Annotated in this window: 11 protein-coding genes; 7 read left to right on the top strand and 4 right to left on the bottom strand. The window is 58.0% G+C overall.

Annotated elements, in window-relative coordinates:
- The first annotated feature begins 86 nt into the window (after positions 1-86).
- Both RQ935_RS07030 and RQ935_RS07025 read left to right on the top strand, forming a co-directional pair.
- Entirely contained in the window at positions 87-737 is a 651-nt protein-coding gene (locus RQ935_RS07030; RefSeq protein WP_311497755.1) for a TetR/AcrR family transcriptional regulator, read from the top strand.
- A gap of 24 nt (positions 738-761) precedes the next feature.
- The gene (locus tag RQ935_RS07025) at positions 762-1,712 is read left to right on the top strand and encodes a serine hydrolase domain-containing protein (protein WP_311497754.1); all 951 of its coding nucleotides are present in this window, start codon (positions 762-764) and stop codon (positions 1,710-1,712) included.
- Positions 1,713-1,744: 32 nt separating this feature from the next.
- On the opposite strand, the gene RQ935_RS07020 is transcribed toward RQ935_RS07025, so the two are convergent.
- Positions 1,745-2,446 (bottom strand): RNA methyltransferase, encoded by a 702-nt coding sequence (locus RQ935_RS07020; protein ID WP_311497753.1) that lies wholly within the window; start codon positions 2,444-2,446, stop codon positions 1,745-1,747.
- Positions 2,447-2,469: 23 nt separating this feature from the next.
- Here RQ935_RS07020 and pyrE point away from each other — a divergent pair, with 23 nt between their 5' ends.
- Positions 2,470-3,039 (top strand): orotate phosphoribosyltransferase, encoded by a 570-nt coding sequence (gene pyrE, locus RQ935_RS07015; protein ID WP_311497752.1) that lies wholly within the window; start codon positions 2,470-2,472, stop codon positions 3,037-3,039.
- Positions 3,040-3,234: 195 nt separating this feature from the next.
- Entirely contained in the window at positions 3,235-4,260 is a 1,026-nt protein-coding gene (gene fbaA, locus RQ935_RS07010) for a class II fructose-bisphosphate aldolase (RefSeq protein WP_296180849.1), read from the top strand.
- 50 nt (positions 4,261-4,310) lie between these two features.
- Here fbaA and RQ935_RS07005 read toward each other — a convergent pair whose 3' ends face one another.
- Entirely contained in the window at positions 4,311-5,195 is an 885-nt protein-coding gene (locus tag RQ935_RS07005) for an SDR family NAD(P)-dependent oxidoreductase (protein ID WP_311497787.1), read from the bottom strand.
- 203 nt (positions 5,196-5,398) lie between these two features.
- Here RQ935_RS07005 and RQ935_RS07000 point away from each other — a divergent pair, with 203 nt between their 5' ends.
- Positions 5,399-6,223, top strand: a complete 825-nt coding sequence (locus RQ935_RS07000; protein WP_311497786.1) for an HAD-IIA family hydrolase — start codon at positions 5,399-5,401, stop codon at positions 6,221-6,223.
- 5 nt (positions 6,224-6,228) lie between these two features.
- On the opposite strand, the gene RQ935_RS06995 is transcribed toward RQ935_RS07000, so the two are convergent.
- Both RQ935_RS06995 and RQ935_RS06990 read right to left on the bottom strand, forming a co-directional pair.
- Positions 6,229-7,527, bottom strand: coding sequence for an MFS transporter (locus RQ935_RS06995; protein WP_311497751.1), 1,299 nt, complete (start codon positions 7,525-7,527; stop codon positions 6,229-6,231).
- Positions 7,515-8,999 carry a family 1 glycosylhydrolase gene (locus tag RQ935_RS06990; protein ID WP_311497750.1) on the bottom strand — a complete coding sequence of 495 codons (1,485 nt, stop codon included), beginning with the start codon at positions 8,997-8,999 and terminating at the stop codon, positions 7,515-7,517. Before RQ935_RS06990 ends, RQ935_RS06995 begins: the two co-directional genes overlap by 13 nt.
- 76 nt (positions 9,000-9,075) lie before the next feature.
- On the opposite strand from RQ935_RS06990, the gene RQ935_RS06985 reads away from it, so the two are divergent.
- Complete coding sequence (locus RQ935_RS06985; protein ID WP_311497749.1) at positions 9,076-9,936, top strand: exodeoxyribonuclease III; 861 nt, start codon at positions 9,076-9,078, stop codon at positions 9,934-9,936.
- A gap of 126 nt (positions 9,937-10,062) precedes the next feature.
- Positions 10,063-22,233 (top strand): cell wall-binding repeat-containing protein, encoded by a 12,171-nt coding sequence (locus tag RQ935_RS06980; protein WP_311497748.1) that lies wholly within the window; start codon positions 10,063-10,065, stop codon positions 22,231-22,233.
- The last annotated feature ends 52 nt before the right edge of the window (positions 22,234-22,285 follow it).

The raw sequence follows: 22,285 nt of genomic DNA, 5'->3' as shown, positions 1-22,285 counted from the left end.
GAGTGGTAAGTTACGATTGAGTGTGTGTTTCCTGGTGTTTTGCTGGGAATAGCTCTTTTAAGTGTTGGTTTCCAGCGGGAGAGGTTATGGTTGCGGAAAGACGGGAGCGCGGCCCCTATCAATCTGGCTTAGCGAGGCGGGAAGCAATCCTGGACGCGGCTGTTGATTTACTCGCTGAAGTCGGCTATCACGGTATGTCTTTGCGTGACGTCGCCCGTCACGTGGGAATTTCGCATCCGGGGGTCATCTACCACTTTCCCTCCAAAGAAGTCCTGTTAATGAGCGTGGTGCAGCGCTACGAAACACAGCTGGGTTTTGACCTGGACAACCTAGAGAGGCTAGACGCGCTGCCGGTGTTGGAAACCCTGTTAGAGGTCACCTCGCGACTGAACGAAAATCCCATGATTATCGAAGTGGAATGCATGATGATGGTGGAGGCCTCATCTGAGACTCACCCCGCACACGATCACTATATGCGCCGCTCCGAACGTTTGCTCACCCTGTTAAAGCGGGTTTGGTCCCGTCTGCAGCAGGATGGCAAAGTCGCCGCCACCGAGGATCCGACGCATTTAGCTGAAATCCAGGCAGCTGTTTATAACGGAATCTTGATTCACTGGCTTTATGACCGGGAATTCAACGCCGCCCAGGAACTGGCGCATTATTTCCTCTCGATGTTCCTGCCCGAGTATCGTGAGGAACTGTTGCTGCACTACCGGGAGTCCGGCTGGATTCAATAATTTGTACCGATTGGTTTAAAACTGATGAGTTTAGCATTCGGCTCCCTCGAGGCGGCGCATCTGCCCGCGCGCCAGGGCTTTAACTTTTCCTATGCCCTAGCGGTTTTGTCGCGCCAGTCCAACGGTAATGTCTACGCGTGGACGACCGCTTCCGAGCCCGCAAATCTCAACCAATCTTTTCCTTGGATGTCGGTCACCAAGTTCTTGGTGGCGGTTGGATTTTGGCGCCAATCTCTAGCCACGCCCGCGCTGTCTCTACATGCCTCGGTCGGCTCCCCGGCGGCTGGGGGAGTCAAGCTGGTGGACTTGCTTTCACACTGTTCCGGTCTGCCTTTCGACGCTCCGGTGACCTCACCTGACCAACCTCACCTGGGGGTAAAGTTCGGAATAGCTCGCCCTGATGCGCGCGCGATTGCGCCGTTTACTAAGCGAATCTACTCGAACTACAACTTCGAGTTAGCTGGGGCGATAGCGGAAAAGGTCGTGGGCAAACCGTGGACGGAATGGGTGCGAGAAACGGTCTTGGAACCCCTTGGAATGAACGGTACAGTTTTATCGCACTCCCCGGCGTGGGGCGCGGTGGGCCCGGTGAGCGACTTGGCGCGCCTGGCGGGCGAACTGCTAAGCCCCGAGGCGGGGGTGCTCGGCTTTACCGAGCGCGACCTCGATGGATTCTGTGCCCCGCAGCATCCCGGGCTGCGCGGACTGCTGCCGGGATACGGACCACAAAAGGACAACCTCTGGGCAACCGGGGTGGAATTGCACGGCGTGAAGTCGCCCCACTATCTGCCGGCATCTTTCCCCCCGGAGGTCATCGGGCACTTCGGCCAGTCCGGGTCGTTCATCTGGGTGGATCGCGCGGCCGGGACAGCCGGGGCGTTCCTGGGCGCGCAAAAGTTTGGTCCCGTTCACAAGGCGCTGTGGCCCGACCTTAACGCTCAGATTCGTGAGCTGGCTCTCTTGGCGCAGCAGTGACGTGCGGGCTTTTCGGGTTGTGTCCTGGCGGGTTACGAGCTTGCGAGGCTGGCGGGCCGCGGTGGATAGGTGCGCCGCCAAGCCCAGATGCTGATGGCGGCCGCGTGGCCCACATTCAGCGAGCGAGTGGAACCATACTGCGTAATCTGTACTAATCGTTCCAATACGTTTTGCATGTCGGGGGTCAGCCCCTGCGACTCTTCGCCGAAAACCATCAGGGTTCGCGGGGGTAGCATAGCGGTTTCTAGCGGCTCAGCGTCGGGAAAATTATCCATCCCCACTATCGTGAGTTCCTGCTGGGCGGCGTATGCCACCAGGTCCCGTACCTCCGGGTGGTAGTGCAGGTGCAGGTAGCGGTCAGTAACCATCGCTCCGCGCCGATTGAAACGCCGCCTGCCCACGATATGCACGTTGCGCACTCCCAGACCGTTCGCGGTGCGGATGATGGAACCGGTATTGAAATCGTGACCGACGTTCTCAATCGCGATTTCCAGCGCGGGTTCCCCCGGTCCAGACTGTAACAACCGGTCCAAATCTTCGCTGATGGCCTCCAGTCTCCAATAGCGGTAACGGTCAGGCACATTGCGAGCATCGCCGTCCCGCAGTAACTCCGGGTCGTATTGGGGACCGACCGGCACGGGTTGATCAGCCGGCCAAGGCCCCACCCCCACCGTTCCAGGCGCTAAATCCACCGAATCTGCGGGACTATCCACCGATTTATTGCTTTCATCCACGCTTTACACTTTATGCTTAAAGCGTGAAAAAGAATGATCCGCAGCTAACAAAACTCGCTGAACTTGTTAAACAACTTTCCGTGGTCCACGGGAAAGTCACCCTGGCATCGGGCAAAGAATCTGACTTTTATGTCGATATGCGCCGCGCTACCCTGCACCACGAGGCTGCCCCGCTGATTGGTCACGTCATGCTGGATTTGCTGGAAGAAAATGGGTTCCCTGTTTCCGAAATCGACGCCGTGGGCGGGTTGACAATGGGCGCCGACCCGGTCGCCACGGCGATGCTGCACGCCGCGGCGGCCCGAGGCTTGAGCCTCGACGCTTTCGTGGTGCGTAAAGAAGCGAAAGACCACGGGATGAAACGCCAGGTTGAAGGCCCGGAGGTGGCGGGTAAACGTGTCGTCGTCCTGGAGGACACCTCGACCACCGGCGGTTCCCCCCTGCAAGCTGCCCAAGCCCTGAAAGCCGCGGGCGCCGAAATCGTCGCTGTGGCGGTGGTGGTCGACCGTGCTACCGGGGCGAAAGAAAAAATCGAAGCCGCCGGTTATCCCTACTTTGCGGCGCTGGGTCTGGCGGACTTGGGACTGGCGTAACCTCCCTTAGAGCCAACCCGCCCCGCCCGCCGCGCTGCCGACACCCCTTGTGCCGGGGCAGATTACTTTTGCCGCCCCGCCGTGGCTTGGCAAAACCGGGCTGGGAAATCCGCGAAAGACGCGAAAACTGCGCCCAAAAGTGAAAGAATGGGACACGTCATCAGACAAACCGACGCTATATAAAAGGAGATAATTGTGGCTCTTGCAACCCCCGAAGTTTATAAGGAAATGCTCAAGCGCGCCAAGGAGAACAAGTTCGCCTACCCGGCTATCAACGTGACTTCCTCCCAGACGCTGACCGCAGCCCTGCGTGGTTTCGCCGAAGCCGAATCTGACGGCATCATTCAGGTGTCCGTGGGCGGTGCGGAATACTGGTCTGGCTCAACGATCAAGGATCGCGTGGCGGGTTCGCTGGCTATGGCGGCTTACGTTCGTGAAGTTGCTCAGAATTACCCGGTCAACGTGGCTATCCACACCGACCACTGCACCGAGGACAAGCTGGCCTCCTGGACCGAAGCGCTCATCGACCTGGAAATCGAGGAAGTGAAGGCCGGCCGTTTACCGTTCTATCAATCCCATATGTTTGACGGTTCTTCCATTCCTCTGGCAAAGAACCTCGAAGTTGCCAAGCGCCTGTTGCCCAAGGCGGCCGCGGCCAAGACCATCCTCGAGGTGGAAATCGGCGTCGTCGGCGGTGAGGAAGACGGCGTTGTTGGGGAAATCAACGAAAAGCTCTACACCACCACCGAGGACGGCATTAAGACTGTCGAGGCGCTGGGCTTGGGCGAAAACGGCCAGTACCTGACTGCTTTGACTTTCGGCAACGTCCACGGCGTGTACAAGCCGGGTCACGTCAAGCTACGTCCCGAACTCTTGGGCACCATTCAGGAGGAAGTCGGTGCGCACTTCAACGCCGGCAACCGCCCGTTCGACCTGGTGATGCACGGCGGCTCTGGCTCCTCAGCCGAAGAAATCGCCACCGCGGTAGCCAACGGCGTCATCAAGATGAACGTTGACACCGACACCCAGTACGCGTTCACTCGTCCGGTCGTGGACTTCATGATGAAGAACTACGAGGGCGTGCTGAAGGTTGACGGCGAAGTTGGCATTAAGAAGCAGTACGACCCGCGTGCTTGGGGCAAGGCGGCAGAAGCCGGTATGGCCGCGCGTGTCGTCGAGGCTTGCGAACGTCTGGGGTCTGTTGGCAAAAAGATGAAGTAACCCGCATCTGTCTTACGGAGGGGAGCCCGCCCGGGTTCCCCTCCGGTTTTTTAGTTTGCGTTTCGTTTGGGTGCGAGGTTAGTCGTGAGTGCCCGGGAGAACAGGCGGGAGTCGAACAGGGCGCGCATGAGCCAGCGGGGAGCCAGGCATGCGCCCGCCATCGCGATTTTGTACCGAACGGTCGGGGTGACTAGGACGCGGCGGCGGCGAGCCGCTTCGATGGCGGCCTTGACGACTGTTTCGGGGCTGACAAAGCCGTATTTGGGCCAGACCGAGGCGTTCATCTGGGCTGATTGGTGGAACTCGGTTTTCATCAGTCCCGGCGCCACGGCGGTGATGGATACGCCGGTGCCGCGCAGCTCGGTGGAAACCGATTCGCTAAAGAACCGCACCCAGGTTTTCATCGCTGCGTAGGTGCCCATAGCGGTGTAGGCGGTGGCGGAGGAAACATTGATAATGACCCCGCCGCCCGAGGCTTTCCCCAGCGCGGGCTGGCCGGTCAACTTTTGTAACAACCGTTCCACTTTGCCAGGTGCGCGGCGATGGGTACGCGACCCCATCGCTTGGGCCCCCTCAAACGTCAGCCGGCACAAGGCCCGCACCATCACCTCTAGGGCTGCGTCCTCGCGGTCCCACTTTCCGCCCACAAAAGTTTGCCCCAAACCGAAACCGGCGTTGTTGACCAGCACCGCGACCGGGCGGGAGTCGTCGCGCAGGCGGCGAATGACCGCGTACTGACCGGCCTTGGTGGACAAATCTGCGACCAAGACTTCCGTTTCAACACCTAAAGTGGTGTGAATCCGCTGCGCTAAGGCCTCCAAACGGTCTTGACGCCTAGCGACCAACACGACGTTGAGCGGTTCGGCAGCCAACTGCCAGGCAAACTCCTCACCTAAACCGCTGGAAGCCCCCGTAATCAGCGCCCATTTCGCCACAAAAATCACCCAATCATTGCAATAAATTCTTCTATTGCATAACCTTATAAGTGAACGTTTGAGTTGCCAAAGCCGGCGCGTCCGGTAGTCATTGCCGGTGTGTTCCGGCGTTTGGGTTCTGTCGCCTCCCCAGAATCTGGGGACCGAAGAAAATTGAGGGGAACACATTGAAAAGCCAAACAGCTGACAAACTCGAAGCGATGATGGACGCGACTTTCGGCACGAAAGAGGACCGGGAAAAGGAAATCAATCCGGTTAAGAAACCCATCAAGTACTGGCTGACCGACATGGACGGCGTGCTGGTGCACGAAACCAAGGCCATTCCAGGGGCGGCAGAGTTCCTGCAAGCCCTGCGGGACAAGGACCGGGAATACCTGGTTTTGACCAACAACTCCATCTTTACGCCTCGCGACCTGTCCGCGCGGTTGGAGGCCTCCGGCCTGGAAGTCCCCGAGGAACGCATCTGGACTTCCGCGCTGGCTACCGCGTCTTTCCTAAAGACCCAGTCCCCGAAATCCAGCGCCTACGTGGTGGGCGAAGCCGGTCTGACCACCGCCTTGTACCAGGCGGGCTACGTCATGACTTCCACGAATCCGGAATATGTGGTGCTGGGCGAGACGCGCTCGTATTCTTTCGACCAGATTGCTACGGCGGTGCAGCTCATCAATAAGGGCGCCAAGTTTATCGCCACGAATCCGGACATGACCGGCCCCACCAAGGACGGCCCCATTCCTGCCACCGGCGCTATCGCTGCCATGATTACGGCCGCCACCGGCAAGAATCCGTACTTTATCGGCAAACCCAACCCGGTCATGTTCCGCACGGGATTGAACAAGATTGGCGCCCACTCCGAGGAAACCGCCATGATTGGCGACCGGATGGATACGGATATGTTGGCCGGGGTAGAGTCCGGTCTGCATACGTTCCTGGTGTTGACCGGTTCCACGGATCGTGAGGAAATCACCAATTTCTCTTATCGGCCCAACGAGATTGTGGACTCGATTGCCGACATCATCGCCAGGGTGTGAACTGTTTAGCGCACGCTCTTGACCTTATACACCAGTGCGGCCCCAACCAACACAACGAGGGCCGCGAAGATATATAGCGCCCTATAACCGCTGGCGTAATCCGGAAACGCTTTCACCAGCGGCGCGGCCAGCAGGGGAGCCAGGGCCTGGGGCAAAGCGGCTGCAATGTTGATGACTCCGAGGTCGCGCGCCGCGTCATTGGTTGGTGGCAGCACCTGTGTGACCAGCGCAAAGTCTACGGAAACATAGATACCGTAGCCTATCCCGAGTAAAAACGCCCCGAGGAGCGCGCCTTCCCAGGTCTGGAAAAACGCCAGACTGAGACCCGATAGCGCCATGGTCAGGCCAGAGAGCACCACCAAGGGCTTGCGACGCCCCATCCGGTCAGAGATAGTGCCACCGGCGAGAGTCGTCGCCACGGTCATCAGCGCGTACAGCCCGGAGAGCACAAAAACTCCGAAGTCGGGATGTGCGTAGCCCACCGCATCCATTAGGTAAAACAGCAGGTAAAGCGTACAGAGGGAGTTAGCCAGGTTGATGAGGAAACGACTGGCCCAGGTCCAGGCAAAGTCGGGGTAACGCCGGGGGGATATCCAAAACCGTTTCAGGAAGGCCCAAAGATTGAAGGGCGCGGGTTTCTCGACGAGGTAACGGTCGTGGGCGGTGAACAGGTAGGGAATCACCAGGGCGACCAGGAGGGCGATGCAGGCTAGGTACCCGAAGGTCAGGCTGCCGAAAGCGGAGGCCATTCCCGTTCCCGCGACCACCCCGAGGGTTTGCCCCATTCCCAGCCAACCGCCCATTTGACCGCGATATTCCACTTTCACCTGGTCATTCACGGTAGCCGTAATGGCTGCGTACATCGCGTTTAGGCAGGCTTGCACCAGCGCCCAAGCGACCACCATGGCCCACACCGAATGGGAAAATGCCAGCCAAGTCAAGGCCAGCGCCCCCAGGATTGTCCCCCAAAATACCCAGGGCAAACGGCGTCCGAAGCGGGAAGTCGTGCGGTCAGAGAGCGCCCCAAAGATCGGGTTACCCAGGGCAGAGACGAAAGCTCCGACACCGGTGACCAGCGAAAGTACATATTCCTTATAGTCCGGGGCGACAGCAGCCGCTTGCAACCCCAGCAGTACCTGGATAGGTCCGAACCAGGCGGTGTAGACGGCTAGGTTCGCTGCGGAAACGCTGACGCGCCACCTTAGCCGAGGTCTTTCCAGGGGGGCGTCGGCGGGAACTTGGGCGTGAAAGCGTCCCGAGCGCGCGGAGTTGGCGGGGGCGGACATGGCGTTCATTGCTGGCATACCTGCGCAATCAAGTCTCGATACCAGTAATAGGAATCTTTGGGAATCCGGGTCTTATCGGCGGTGGCAAAGTCCGTGTAGATCAGCCCGAACCGTTGGGTTTCACCGTCGGCCCATTCAAAGTTGTCCAGCAGAGACCAAACATAGTATCCGGCTACGTTTACCCCGGCTTGGCGAGCCGCCGCCACAGCTTGGAAGTGTCGGGCCAAGTAGTCGATACGCCGCGGGTCATGAACCCGCGCTTGACCGGAGTCGTCGGTGGTGACGGTTTCCGTAAACGCCGCACCGCCCTCGGTCACAATGATTGGGGGCAAGGCCGACCCGTAGCGTTCTCGCAGTTGTACCAGGATTTCGGTCAGTCCCTCAGGGTATATCGCCCAGTCGAAGCTGGTGCGGTCCTCCATCTTTAGGGATTCAATCGTGAAGGGGATACCGTCCGGCATCGTGTATAGGCCGGCGTTGTCTGCGTGCAAGGGGGGTGCGGCAGGTGGCGCGGCTGTTGGCGGCGTGTCGTCGCCGGGCAGTCGTGAGACCACTACGGCCGGTTCGTAGTAGTTGATTCCATAAAATTCCAGGGGCTCGCAGGCGCCTTTGACCTGCTCGCTCATGGCTGCAGCCGTCTCGGGGTTGACTTCCTGGGCGATGAGGTCCAGAACTGCCTGGGGGTAAGTCCCTTTCAACATGGCCGAAGCAAAGAAGTCGTTGTAAATTGCGTCATAGAGACCGGCCATCTGTACGTCCATCGGGTTTTCGGTGTCGGCTGGATAGACCGGGGTGTGGTTGGGGGCGCAACCGACCGACGAGGCACCCAAACCGCGCAGCAGTCGCACCGTTTCACCGTGGGCCAAGTTCAAGGCGTGTCCCACACCAAGCGCCTGGTAGCCAAGCGTCAGACCGGGGGCGTGGATACCGATAGCGTGGCCGAGCAGGGTGTGGACGTTCGGCTCGTTGATGGGAATCCAGTGCCTCACTCGGTCATGGAATGCTTCGTAGGCGACCTTGGCGTAGCGCAGGAACATGGCGGTGGTTTCAGGATTGAGCCAGCCTCCTTTGTCCTGCATGGCTTGGGGCAAATCCCAGTGATACAGCGTCGCCATGACTTCGATGTCTGCCTCAGCTAGGGCATCTAAGACGCGGTTATAGAAATCGATTCCGGCCTGGTTCGGTGTGCCTGCAGCGGTCAGGATACGCGGCCAAGCCAGGGAGAGGCGGTAGTGTTTCAGGCCGGCTTGCCGCATCAGTTCGACATCGCGGTTGAACAGGTGGTAGTGGTCACAAGCGGTGTCGCCGGTGGTGTTGTCAATGACTTTGCCGGGGGTGTGGACGAAAGTATCCCAGATGCTCTCTTGGCGTCCGTCGGCGTTGACGGCTCCTTCAATCTGATACGAAGCCGTGGATGTGCCGAAAGCAAAGTCTGTGGGAAATCCGAGTTCGCGTGCCAGGTCGCGAGGATTGGCAAATTTCGTGTCCATAGACCAATTTTAGGTGTCTTTGTCCCGTCCAGCAGGGAATTCGATAGACTGGGAGGGTCCATTTGAGGGAGGTTACGTGCGTATAGCGACTTGGAACGTGAACTCGATTCGCACTCGCCTGAATCGAGTGACGGCGTTCCTGGCACGCGAAAACATCGATGTTTTGGCGATGCAGGAAATCAAGTGCCGTAACGATCAGTTCCCTACTGCCGCTTTTGAAACCGCCGGCTACCAGGTGTTTGTCAACGGTTTGAATCAGTGGAACGGGGTCGCGGTAGCGGTGCGTCAGGGGATTAGCGCTCACCTGCTGGGTACCGAGTTTTACGGTGCCATCGCCCAGCCGTACTTTTCTGTCCCGCCCAAACCGCCCCAGCTGGAACCACGAGTGTTGGGGGTGCGCGTGGCCGGGGTGGAGTGCTGGTCGCTCTATGTTCCCAATGGGCGCGAAGTCGGCCACCCTCACTACCAATACAAGTTGAAATGGCTCGATTCCCTGCGTTCCCACGTGATTCGCACTCTGGACACAGATCCGGAGAGTTTGGGGCTTTACCTGGGGGACTTCAACGTGGCTCCTCGTGACGAGGACGTGTGGGACATGGCGGACTTCGCCGGAGCGACCCATGTTTCCGAACCGGAGCGGCAAGTGTTTGCCAAGCTCCTAGACCCCGACACGGTCGGTGACGCGGTCACCCTCCACGATGACCTCATCGCGGGTTTGCCCGGAAATCTGACCGAAATTACCCGAAAATTCGCTCCTGGCTGGACCTACTGGGACTACCAGCGCGCCCGTTGGCGGCGTAACCAAGGCATGAAAATCGACTTTGCCTTGGCTACTCCGCGCTTGGTTTCTCGCGTGACCGGCTCATTCATCGATACTGCGGAACGTGACGGGGAACAGCCCTCCGACCACGCTCCGGTGGTCGTGGATTTCGAATAGATCCTGTTTCAGTCCCAAAATGATTCCACTTTTTCCTAAAATTACGCCCAAAAGTGCCGATACAAGTCGTGTAGTATGGAAAGTAGTTAAACTTTAAAGAAAGTGGGGGCGAGAACAATGGGCGTCTTGCGTCGTTTGACTGTCGCGGGCACCGCGTTGGCTTTGACCCTGTTGGGGCTGGTTCTGCCTACCCCGGCTCTGGCTGAGCAGCGTTCCGCGTTCCCCGGTGCGATTGACCTGCCGACTTGGATTATGGAGGGACGCAAACCGATTGAATCCGGGGCTACCTCGCAAGATAACTGGGTGGTGACCGGGAAAGTCGTTACCTATCTCTCGGGGGAACGAGCCGGTGCGAATGATGACCGGGGCGAGACCGTTGTTTCAGGTATCGATGTGTTTGCCCGCTACCAGGCCAATAACGGGGCGTGGTCGCCTGTCTTTAAAACCACCACCACAGCTACAACATCTCTTTCGAAAACTAACAGGCCCTCGAACTATGCCATCAAAATGCGTGACTTCGTTGACTACAACGGGGAACTGGGACAATTCCGCCCCGGCGAAGGCCACGCCCAGCGTCTCCAGGTGTGGATTGATCCCAAACAGGTTCCGCACTACCGCCTGACTTTCTCGGAGCGCACCGGCGGAGTCATCCAAGGCTATTCCACCCCGAAAGATTACAACTATACTGCCAGCCAGATGATGCAGTGGGGTTTCCTTTATGCCGGCGCAACCTCCACCCAAGTGTCACAGATGAATATCGGGCTCATTAAAGTCGCGAACTCCCAAGCCGACCTGGGGCTCGACGGGGTAACGATTGAGCCCTCTTTACCTCAAGCAGGAACCGGAAAAAGGGTTTTGAAAGGCTATGTCCGCTGGGAAAACCAGACTCCGAACCGTCGAGGTCCCGGCGACTATGTCGGAAAGGCAAACCTTGAGGATAACCCCGCGAATGCCCCCGCCGAAGGTTACGTAGTGGTCGCGGCCATGAAGAGTGGAAATAATATCGAAGCCCGTTGCACCACCACTACAAACTTGGACCCATCGAACGATAACGGTAAAACCCCAAACTGGCAAATAAACTTTCTGAATCCCATCAATGTCAGATCCATGAAGTTCCAGGTGTTTACAGGTACCTGCGAGCAAGGCAATGTAAATCTCAAGCCATTGCCCGAGCTTATGGCCTACTGGAGTCCATTCCCTAAAGGGGTTGATGAATGGGGAACGAATCTCGGAACAGGCGGAACTAGCCAGGGTTGGACCAGCGGTCTTTGGGAAGATAATGTCCGGGTACTGCTGCGCCCTCTCCAGATGGAGCTCCGTCCCCACGGCACCAATTCGCCGGACGCGGGCACCCAATCGTTCTATGGGGATAAAGTCACAGTAGACTACGAGCGGTTGCCACTGAACACCCCGCTGGTGGCACACCTGTACAATGGAAATCTGAGCGATAGTGGCTCCGGGACAGCGGTGCAGTCCGTGAAGTTTAGTGTCACGAGTGAGAGTGGGTCGATTATATTTCCCGAGCCACTGACTGGTGACACGTTTAAGGAATACTGGGTCGATGTCCTCCCTGAAAAAATCAGTATGACCGGCCGCCGTGAGCTGCAGGTGCTGGCTTCGCAAAGTTTCCTATACAAGCCGATTCAGCTTGAAATCAACAAGGGAGCGGCGAACACACCGGGAACCTTCACAATCACCAAGAAGGCTCCAGATGAAAGCGCAAGGGTCAAGCTCACCAAGTGTGAGGTCGTTTCCGACAAGCACATTGACACCACCGCCACCGCCGATGCCCTACCCTATAACCTAACGCGGGATACTTCTACGGGCAGTAACGGCTGCACGCTTAGCGGCACACCGAAAAAATCTGGGACCCACTCCCTGTGGGTCAAATTCACTTTCACCGACAAAGATGGCAACTCGCACACGTCAGTGCAATATCTGCCTTGGACTGTCGAGCCGCGTCTAAAACCGCAGATAGAACCGGGAACCCCGGATTCTCAGATGAGCAAATACTCCCCGCTGGAAAAGTTCCCCGCCGTCGGGGTGTCCTACTACGGTTTGGTTTCGCCCTTCCCGGATTGGCAAGGCCGGCACTTTACCTATCAGGTGTTTACTGCTGATCCGGGGAGCGGCGGTACTGCGCTCGTGCCCGACACGAACGGGATGGTGAGCCTAGGCGATAGCGGCTTGAAGTTCAACACGACGACCGGCCAAGTCACCGGCACCACCCAAGCGGATAAATCCGCCGTTTTCTGGGTGAGAGCCACCGACGAGGACGGTGAGGTCACCCCCGCCATGAAGTATGAGATTCACCCCGGCTCGCCCTTGATTTTGCAGCGCGCCCAGCTGCCCACCGGCTCCAGTGGCACTGACTACAAGAACGCGAACGGAACCCCGATTGTGATTTGGGTTTCCGGCGGACACCCCACGGCTAACCAACTATCTGTCAACGGTACAAATTTGTCCCGGAACACTTACGATAAGGCCGAAATTCTGGGGGTGTATGACGGCGACAATCGCGAGGTGCAGGCAGACAACATTGGCGGGGTGAAATGTTCAGCCCAAACCTCCACGGCCACCTCCACGGCTACCGGCGGCGGGCAATTTATTCTCTGTTCCGGCACCCCGAACGTGTCCAAGGCTACGACCTATTACCTACAGGTGAAATACACCGACACAAATGGCCGCACCTTGAACGGCGCCAAATACACCTTGCCCCAAGTGAAAGCCCTGACCACCCTGAACGGGTCTGAGGGCTGGCTAAAGATGACTTTGCTGCCCCAAATCGTGGCTGACACCGACCCCGGAGCTAGCACCAGCACGAACCTGCCCGATGGTACGAAAGGTACCGATTACGGGACTAAGGACGTAAAGTCCTATCTGTCGGGCGGCACCGGGAACTTCGCGGATTACACTTTCAGCGCTGCCGGTTTGCCGGCCGGTTTGACCATGGACGCCAATGGTGTAATCACTGGCAAGCCTTTGGAAACCACCACGCCAAACGGGGTGAACGTCACGGTTTACCTGCGGGGTAAGGACGGCACCGTGGCGGAACGCTCCTCGACTTCCGTCACTTTCCAGTTGCGCATCAACACTGACCTGAAGGCGGCAAAAGATACCCTGTCCGCGACTGCTCAGGGTGGAACGACCTACACTTCCAGCAAGCCGCTGCTTGACGTGAGTTCTGCGGCTGGCATTTCCGACGGGGTCTCACCTTACAGCTACAAACTGCAATACCAGGACGGTAATGGTTCATGGCAGAATGCCACCACTTCCGGGGGCCGCTACCAGGTTCCCAATGCGGATGGTAGCGCTTCCGGCCTGTTGTTGGATAGCAACGGCAAACTGGTGGGGGCAACTATGGGCACCGCCGGCTTCCCTGAGCTGCGGGTGGTAGTGACCGATTCTGATACGGTTTCATGCTCGCAGGGATGTTCTCTAAACGTCGGCTTGAACCTGAAACGGGTCGATGACCGGCGTCCGAGTGTGGCCGAGGATGCTTCCCTCACGGCGAATGTAGGGGAAACCGTCACCGGGTTTTTGCCGGTAAACGACCCCTCGGGCACGCCCACAAACTATACAATCACCAGTCAGGTGAAATTAGATGGTGTAACCCTCACGGTTGACTCTGGCACGGGCAAGTACACTCTGAAAGCCACCAATCAGGCTGTGGCGGGCAATAGTGGCTCCGTCACCCTGAAAGTCACCGGTGCCAACGGAATGGAAGGCACTGTAACTTTGCGGGTGCACGTGGTGGACCAGCGTGTCCCTCAGACAAATAACAATGTCGCAATCGACCTGGAACAGGGCATTCCGGTTTCCTCCAGCCCTGCCCCGACGACCGTGACCGGGGCGGTTAACGCTGCGGTTTCACCTGCCATTAAATGCTATGCGACCTCGGACTTTGTTCCGGCGGCCACTTCTCCCTGCCCCACTGCGGCACAAAAGCTGCCCGGACTGACCGGGGTCACCCTGAACCCGGACGGGACGCTCACCGGCACCCCGGTTAAGGGTGACGTCGGGGAATACCAGGTTCCCTTGAAAGCGTTGGGCGTGAACGGCGTATGGTCGGCTGAGTTTAATGTGAAAATTACCGTCTCGCCCTCCACCCTGGTGTTTGAGCCGGGCGTAGCGCCGGGCGGCACCACCGGACAGGCTTATAAGTGGACCTTTAACCCCGCCACCGGCGCCGATAGCCTCCCCAAGACGTACCAGGTTATCGGCTCGGACGATAAGCCAATCAACGGCTGTAGCGTGGATACCAGCGGTTCCAAACCCAAACTCACTTGCAACTCTGGCGTGCTAACCAACGGCAAAACCTATACCCTGCGGGTGAGCGCCGGAACGGGTACTGCCGCGGTCAGCATTGACCGGGTGTTTACCCCGGAGATTTATCCGCCGCTGGAGTTTGAGAGCTACACTTTGCCCAGCGCCGCCGTTGGGGCGGTATATCAGCAGGAAGACGGCTCAACTTTCCGGTTCACCGCTTCGGGAGGTAGTGGTAGCTACGGGTTCAGTTTCCCTTCGGGTTCTGCTCACACCGAATCTACCACTCCGTATAGCTGTACCGGATGGGTCTTACGTACCAAAGACGGCGAGGATTCGGGGCTGTGCCTGGAACGTGACGGGCGTGTCACCGGAACTCCAAAGGTGGCGGGCACTATTGACCTCACAGGGCTGCAGGTCACCGACAGTGCCCAGCATAAAGCTGGCCTGCCCGCAGGTGCAGAGAATACGCTGGTCATTAACCCGCTGTTGAAACTCATTACTCCGTGCGGAAAGCCGCAGACCGGAGCCGATTACCCGTGTCGGGGCGTTAAGAAACAGCCGGTCGGGACGAACGGAAAACTTACGATTGCCACCGTGAGCGGCGGCGCTTGGCCTTATTCCAAGCCGCGGGTGGAAGGGCTGGACGCCTATAACGCCGGGGTTACCAATCCCGCCCAACAACTAAAAGCTGATTGGTGCGATGGTTCCCCGGATTCCAATGCGGGTGGAGACATCTGTTTGACCGGAACCTGGCCCAAAACGATGGTGCCCGGGTCCTCCCTGAACATTTACGTGACCGGGGCGGCGGGACGAACCGTCACCGTAGAAGCATTTATCCCGGTAGCCACCGACCTGAAATTCACCGATAAGCCACAGGATGCCAACGGAACACCGGTAGTAATTCCCAGTGGGGTATCCATCGCTCAAACTGGTAATGGTGCAAAACCTGGCAATATCGACCAAACGACCTGGGATAAGGTTTCGCGCAACGTTGACAATAATCTGCCCACTATTGGGATTAACCTGGACAAACCCGCTGTTACCGGCAACACATTGACGCTCCCGTCTTTGGTTACGGGCGGAGTCAGTCCGTATACTTATCTGACTGTACCCTGCGACAATACCGATGTGTCCGGCAACTGTGCCCTGGGGGACACGGGATTGTTCCTAAACAAGTCCACCGGTCAGCTCGTGGGTATTCCGAAGCCCGGTGCCAGCGCCGCCGTGGTGGTGAGCGTTACCGATTCGGATTCCCCGGCGCAAACCAAGAAATCTAACCTGGTGTTTTCTATCGCGGACACCCGTAAGCCAGTGGTGAGTGCGACCAGGATAAACGCCGAGGTCGGAGAAAATGTGAACCAGGTCATACCGGTTAGCGATGGTTCCGGGCAATATGAGAGCGTCTCAGATTCTGGCAAACCTAGCTGGATGAGTCTCACGCTGACCAATAATGTACTGACCGTTACAGGAAAGCCCGGCCCTGGCCACGTCACCAGCGCGGGCGGCGGTACGTTTAGCGTGACGGTGACGGACATGAACGGCAACGTCAGCGAGCCTGCCACCATTACGTACACAGTCGTGGACAACCGGGTCCCGAACTTGAGCAGCCTGACGAACAGTTCCAGCACGGACTTGACCGGGACGGAAGGCAAGAGCGTTCAGGGCTGGACAGATTTGCCAAAGGATGCGACCGGATACGGGCCAAAGATTACCTCGTGGACCGTTGAGGGGCTGCCCGAAGGGGTAACCTTCGACCCCGCCACCGGCACGCTTTCGCCCAATAAGATTGCTTCCGGGGAATCTGGAACCTACCCCATCACCATTACCGCCACCGCTGAAAACGACAAAACCACCACCATCGTGAAAAACTTGGTCGTGGCGGCGTCTGACTTGGCGGTGACGGAAGCTAATGCCGGAGATCTGACCAGCACCCGAGATTTAGGCGCCAACCCAGCCACTATCGCGACCGTGAGCGGCGGAACCGGGCCTTACACCGTAAACGTGACCGGTTTGCCGGGGAACCTTGGCTATAAACTTGCCGCTAATGGCACAGATATTGTACTGACCGGTACAGTACCGACTGATACTAGTGAGAACATCCTGACCATAAAGGTTACGGATGATGACGGGGTGGAGCGGACTCTCACCCGCCCCCTGCATATTGGGGCGGGATTGTCGGTTGCCAAGACCATCATGCCCACTGCCACCGTAGGGGATAGCAGCTATGGTCCCTACTGCTTGGGGGTTTCCGGCGGAACTACGCCCTATGGCATTAGCGGTACTTCAGGCTTGCCCACTGGCATGACGCTGAATGTCAGTAATAACGATGTGTGCCTCTCGGGTGTGCCCACAACGGGGGCTGGGAATGTGGCTACGGGCGCATTTTCCCTGACGGATAGCTCCTCTCCGCAAGAGCAAAAACAGGTCGAAGTGAAAATCCCGGTGAATGACAAGTTCAGCGCGTCTGAGCCAGATCCGAGTAGTCATAGCTTCTATGCTGGCAGTGCTATTGATTCCTTTACTCCGACAACGGGTAGCGGTGATACCTGTTATGGGCTGGATGCTGACAAGAAATGCCAGAAGGCTGACATTACCTATTCGGCATCTGGTTTGCCCGCGGGGTTATCCATTAATCCCGAGACTGGGCTGATTTCCGGTACGCCGACGGAGCTCGTTAGCAATCGGACTGTTACTGTGACGGTGGCTTCCAGTGCGCCGGGCAGCAATCCGATTACCCAGCAATTCCAGATTACGGTGGCTTCGGCATTTTCCAACCCGGCAAACAATTTCAATGTGACGCCGAGTGCCACGGTGCCGGTGCTGGACAATCACGGCACGGTTAAGACCGATAACCCCAGCAACCAGGTGTTGCCCGTCCCAGAAATCAAGAACGCTAGCAATGAAACTATTGCGACCGGGAAGTACTCTATCCAGGGCGTTACCCCTGATTCGCAGGGGAACTATCCGCTGGACGATACCGGCCTGGCCTTGACCCCGGACGGGAAACTCGTGGGCACCCTCAAACCCGGACAGCCCCCGACAGCTGGCACCAACGGCACCTTTAACCTGGGTGACTACCCGATTATGCTCCAGGATAATGCTGATGGTGAGCCAACCAACACCACCTCAAACGTAACCTTTTCCGTGACTGATACGCGCGAGCCTACTATTACGGTGACCAGTGCCACTGTCGAGGTCGGGCAAGCGGCAGACATCAGTATTGGGGTGACCGGCGGGTCTGGAAAGATTGACACGGTGAGCTTGAGCGGCTGTAACAACCTGAGTGTGTCAGAGGGCAAAATCCACGTTCCCAAAAATGCCTTCAGTGAAGGTACAAAAGTCACCTGCCAGGTTACCGTCAAGGATCATAACGGCAAGTCGGTGAATAGTACCCTGACAATTTCGGTCAACGATAGCCGTCAGCCGAAGTTCAATACGAATGAACGGGAACGCTACGCCTGGCAAGGCCTGGACTTCACCAACGTCACATTGGACAGCACTAATCCCAGCGTTAAGGGCATTCCGGTGATGACATGGCTGGTCGACCCCAGCAAGGACTCCACGGCGGCACCGCTAAAGTCAGTAAAGATTGCTGGCTTGCCCAAACAATTCAAAGTTGTGTCTAGCGGCGGAAACGCCACTCTGAATACAGACGGGTCTTACACGTGCAGCAACCCAGCGGACTGCACCATTGTGGACTACGCCACCCAAGAGTTCAGTGGGGTAAAGGACTTTACCCTCACGATTACGGCAAACACCAAGAAACCCAACGGCGACTCGACCGGCCTCACCGCCAACAAGTCGATACCGCTGCGCGTGTTTGCCTCCCCGCTCCAGGTAAACACCAGCGCTCCTACCGGCATGATTCGCGCCACCAACGGTAGCTACGATTCCACAGTCGGCACAGTCGACTACCACGGAACCATTACGTCAACGACACAAGCAGGAACGGCCCTAATCAACAACGCTAGTGCCTGGGACGGCACCTACGCCCTAGGCGACGCCAACTACACGATTGTGAAGGTCACGGCGTACAAGCGTGACGGTAACAGTGAAAATGTGGGCGTTGACAAGCTAACCCTCACGGCCGCAGACTCTGGTGATGCGGCCATGCCGAAGGGAGACCAGACCAAGAAGGCACAAACCTTGACGCTCAGCTCCGCAGACACTGGGGCTATCCCGGAGGGGACCACGTCCCTGGCGGTCGAACTGAAAGTCACCGACGGACACGGGATGGTGCGTAGTGCCACCGTGAACATTCCGGTGGTGCAAAAGCTGGAATGGGCTGGCCCGCCGTTCAACAGTCAGGGCGACCCGGTGACGTTGGATACGGTCGGGGTGCCAGGCGCGCCCTATCCGGCGTACTATGCCGAAGCCAAGGGCGGGGATGGCAGCCTCAGCACTTCGCTGGCCGATGCTAATACCGTGATTAATAACGCTGTTGACGCGGACGCGAAAGCCAAGTTCCTCGGCGGAGGCGAATACAAGGGCATTGAACCGGTGTATTGCGCTGCGCAAGGCACTACCAAGTCGGATACTCGCCCGAAGTGTTTCCCCATTCCCGGCTTGGGCGGGACTATTCCAGCTAATACCTGGGATAAACCGGTGCCGGCTGACCATCAGGGTCTGTTTATGCTCTCTAATGGGAAGCTCTCCGGGTCTATCCCGCCGGGTGCCACCCCCGGCACCCATTCAGCTCAGGTTTTGGTCATTGACGGCTCCGGCCAGCTGATCAAAAAGACTTTCTCTATCACGGTGGAGCAGAAACTGACCCTGACCATAAAGAATAATGAGTTGCCAAAAGGTAAGAAGGGTATTTGTTACGGCTCCACCACGGAGAAGCCTAACAATGGGACTTGTAGCGTAAGTAAAGAGGTCGGTGCCTATGACGGTCCTGCTGGTACTACTGCGGAGTGTGAACTTATTCCGCGGATAGACGGACTTGCGGTCACCTGTACCGGGGGCAAGGTCACGATTTCTGGTGCCCCGACCCAAACTTATGACGGCAACGCCACTGTCAAAGTTACTTTGACCGGTGGCGCGGGTCAGAGCGTGGAAAAGACTGTGCCGTTGCTGATTGAAACCGACATGATTTTCAAAGGTACCTCCGCCAATGGCGCCGATGTCAAAGTGGAAACCCAACCGGATGGCACGCAAAAAATTCAGGTAGATACCACTGCTGACGGCAAAGATTTCCCCGATATGAAGCTGGACATCACGGGAGGTGTACCGCCTTACACCTATTACGTAGAGGACAAGGACGGAAACCGGGTTTCCCCCGTACCTTGCCCCGCTGGTGTAGAAAGCACGACTAGCAAGCCGATTGTGTGCTATCCCATCGGTACCACCGGACTGGTGCTGGACTCCGAAGGAAAAGTCCACGGTACTCCCATTCCGGGTGGCAATGCGGAAGGGAATTTCGTGGTCGCGGACTCCGACACGACCTCGCGCACCAAGAAGGCCGCTATCACGGTGAACATTGTTGACCAGCGTCCCCCGCAGGTCTATGACCTCACCCTCAACACCACCGTGGGCGCGAGTACGCTCGGTTCCGCCCAGCTGGCCAAGCAAGACCCGCAAAACCCGGAGGTTGACACCAGCCCCGGAGCCAAGGCTAAATGGCCTAGTAATCAACAAACCGCCGCTGGTTTGGCTGGATTCCACGACTCTAAACCCAACGGTCTTAGTGATGTCACCAGCTGCTCAGTCACGGATTCCATGCCCAGCTGGTTGACAATGAGCACAGACGGGGTGATTTCCCTGACTGGTAACCAGCCGGTTCCGGTTAGCGCGGCGGGCGAACCCCACAAGTTCTGTGTGTGGTACGTAGGTCTGAACGGGGTCAACGCCCCGAAACCCGCTGTGGTCAGTGTGAACGTCACCGACCAGCGCCGTGTAACTATCGAGAGTGGAAACAGCGGCACTACTGATGCCAAGATTGGTGAAAAACTGGCTGACAGTGCTACACCGAAACCGCTGATTAAAGTGACGATTCCAGCCGACCTGGTAAACAACCCCACCAAACCCCTGGTTACGAAACTGAACTCGGACGGCACTGCCTGTACGGTGGCTAGTTGCGAGTTCACCTCCAATGGCGCTAGCTTTACTGACACCAGTATCGACGGCCTCACGGTCACGGGGTTGAACTGCGATAACAGCGACCCGCGCAGCTGCTCGGTGAAGGTTTCAGGCACTCCGAAGCCCTCGGCTGCCGGGGATCATCAGTTGTCCTACCAGCTCACCCTGCCCAACGGCCAAACCCAGATTATTTCCCACACCATTCACATCCCGCCCTATGACCTGGCGTTGACCGTGGAACCGATGAACCCGGCGGTCGTGGGACTGCAGTACGTCGATACCTCCAAGCCGGTCATGGCTGTGGGCGGTTCAGGGAGCTATTGGTTCCAGCTCTGGGCTCCAGATAATAAACCGGCAAAGGTCGGGGATATGAGCCTGGTTACTACTGGTAACCAGGTGAAACTCAAGTGGATTCCCACCGATGCCGACCTCGAGAAAGCCTCGGGCGGAAACATTCCGGTCACCATCACGGTGTGGGATAAGACCCATTGCGAGATAACCACCAACCCGGACCCGGGTCAACCGGGACCGACTGATTGCCTCTACCAGGTAACCAAGACGGTCAACATTCCCCTGCACGCCGCCCCCGACACCAAGGACATCAAAGTCCCGGAGGTGACGGAAGGCACCAGTACCTCCTCCTCACCGGTCTACACCGGCAGCGATAAACCGGAACTGACACTGTTTAGCACCGTGCCACCTGGCAACGAGGGCCTATTCACCTTCGACCCGAACTCGGGTGTGGTAACGCTCAAGGACACGGCACGTCCTGGCACCTATACGGCCGTGATTCGCATTACTTTGCCGGGCGTGATTACCCCGTTCTACCGTAACGTGACCTTTACGGTGAAGGAAAAGCCTGTGCCAGAGCCGACTAAACCCACACCCATTCCCACCACGACTCCGGAACCGCGTCCCGGTGTGGCACCCATCAGCCCGTCTACCGGCATCACGTATCCGGTACGTGACCTCGACACCTTGGTGGTGCGTCACGGAGGAAATGACCGAATCGACACGTCTCTGGCAGTGCTGGACTTCTTTAGCGCTAAGTCCTCGACCCCGACCGAAGCAAACAACCTGGTGGTGGCTTACGCTGATTACGCGGGCAAGGTGAGCTTGCCGTGGTCAGATACGGCGGTCTTGGTGCGTGACGATGACTATCCTGACGCTTTGGTCGCCGGTCCTTTGGCAGCTAACTACAACGCGCCTATCCTGATGACTCCGACTAAACAAGTCCCGCATCGGGTTGTGGATGCTCTGCGGACCCACGGATTTACGAAAGTTATCCTGGTCGGTAATCCCGGTGCCATCAGCGCCGGGGCGGCATCTCAGCTGCAAAATGCCGGATTCCAGGTACAGCGCCTGGGTGGCCAGGACCGCTACCGTACCGCGGGAGCCGTCGCTGATCACCTGTTGGCGGCACGTGGCCGGGATAAATCCGACGTGTACCTGGCGACCGGCGTTGACTACCCGGACGCTTTGAGTGCTTCGTCGGCAGCCATCAAGAATGTCGGCGTAGTGTTGCTCACTCCGCGCCGGACGGTGGATGGAACCAGCCAAGGCTGGATGAACTCCGCCAAGGCGGCAAAGGTCGTTGCAGTGGGTGGGCCGGCAGTAGCGGCTGCCGAGCGGTCGGTGCATCTCGATGAGAAGCAAGTCGGTGTCGACCGTTACGAAACCGCAGAAAAGGTTGCCTCGGCTTACTTCCCGCCGAATCCGGGTCGAATTGCCGTTGCGACCGGCAAGGACTTCCCCGATGCGACCCTGGCGGCATCCCTAACCGCCCGGACCGGTTCGCCTCTGGTGCTGACCAGGACGGACACCCTAACCCAACCCACTACCCAGTTCCTGACCCGGAATCGGGCCAGCGTCCGCAAGGTTGACGTGGTCGGAGGGAAAGCCGCGGTCACCGAGAAAGTGCGTGGCGAAATCTATAGCGCCCTGCGCTAATCCTGGGTTTAGTGCGAAATAGCAAAGAGCCGGTTCTGTACCAAACGGTACA

The organism is uncultured Mobiluncus sp. (genome assembly GCF_963511525.1).
In the GTDB taxonomy this organism is placed as follows: Bacteria; Actinomycetota; Actinomycetes; order Actinomycetales; family Actinomycetaceae; genus Mobiluncus.
This window is presented reverse-complemented; position numbering and strand designations above follow the sequence as displayed.

Coding starts and splice junctions, on each gene's coding strand:
- RQ935_RS07025 (WP_311497754.1), top strand. CDS start 762: ATGAGTTTAGCATTCGGCTCCCTCGAGGCGGCGCATCTGCCCGCGCGC.
- RQ935_RS07000 (WP_311497786.1), top strand. CDS start 5,399: ATGGACGCGACTTTCGGCACGAAAGAGGACCGGGAAAAGGAAATCAAT.
- RQ935_RS06990 (WP_311497750.1), bottom strand. CDS start 8,999: ATGGACACGAAATTTGCCAATCCTCGCGACCTGGCACGCGAACTCGGA.
- RQ935_RS06995 (WP_311497751.1), bottom strand. CDS start 7,527: ATGCCAGCAATGAACGCCATGTCCGCCCCCGCCAACTCCGCGCGCTCG.
- RQ935_RS07030 (WP_311497755.1), top strand. CDS start 87: ATGGTTGCGGAAAGACGGGAGCGCGGCCCCTATCAATCTGGCTTAGCG.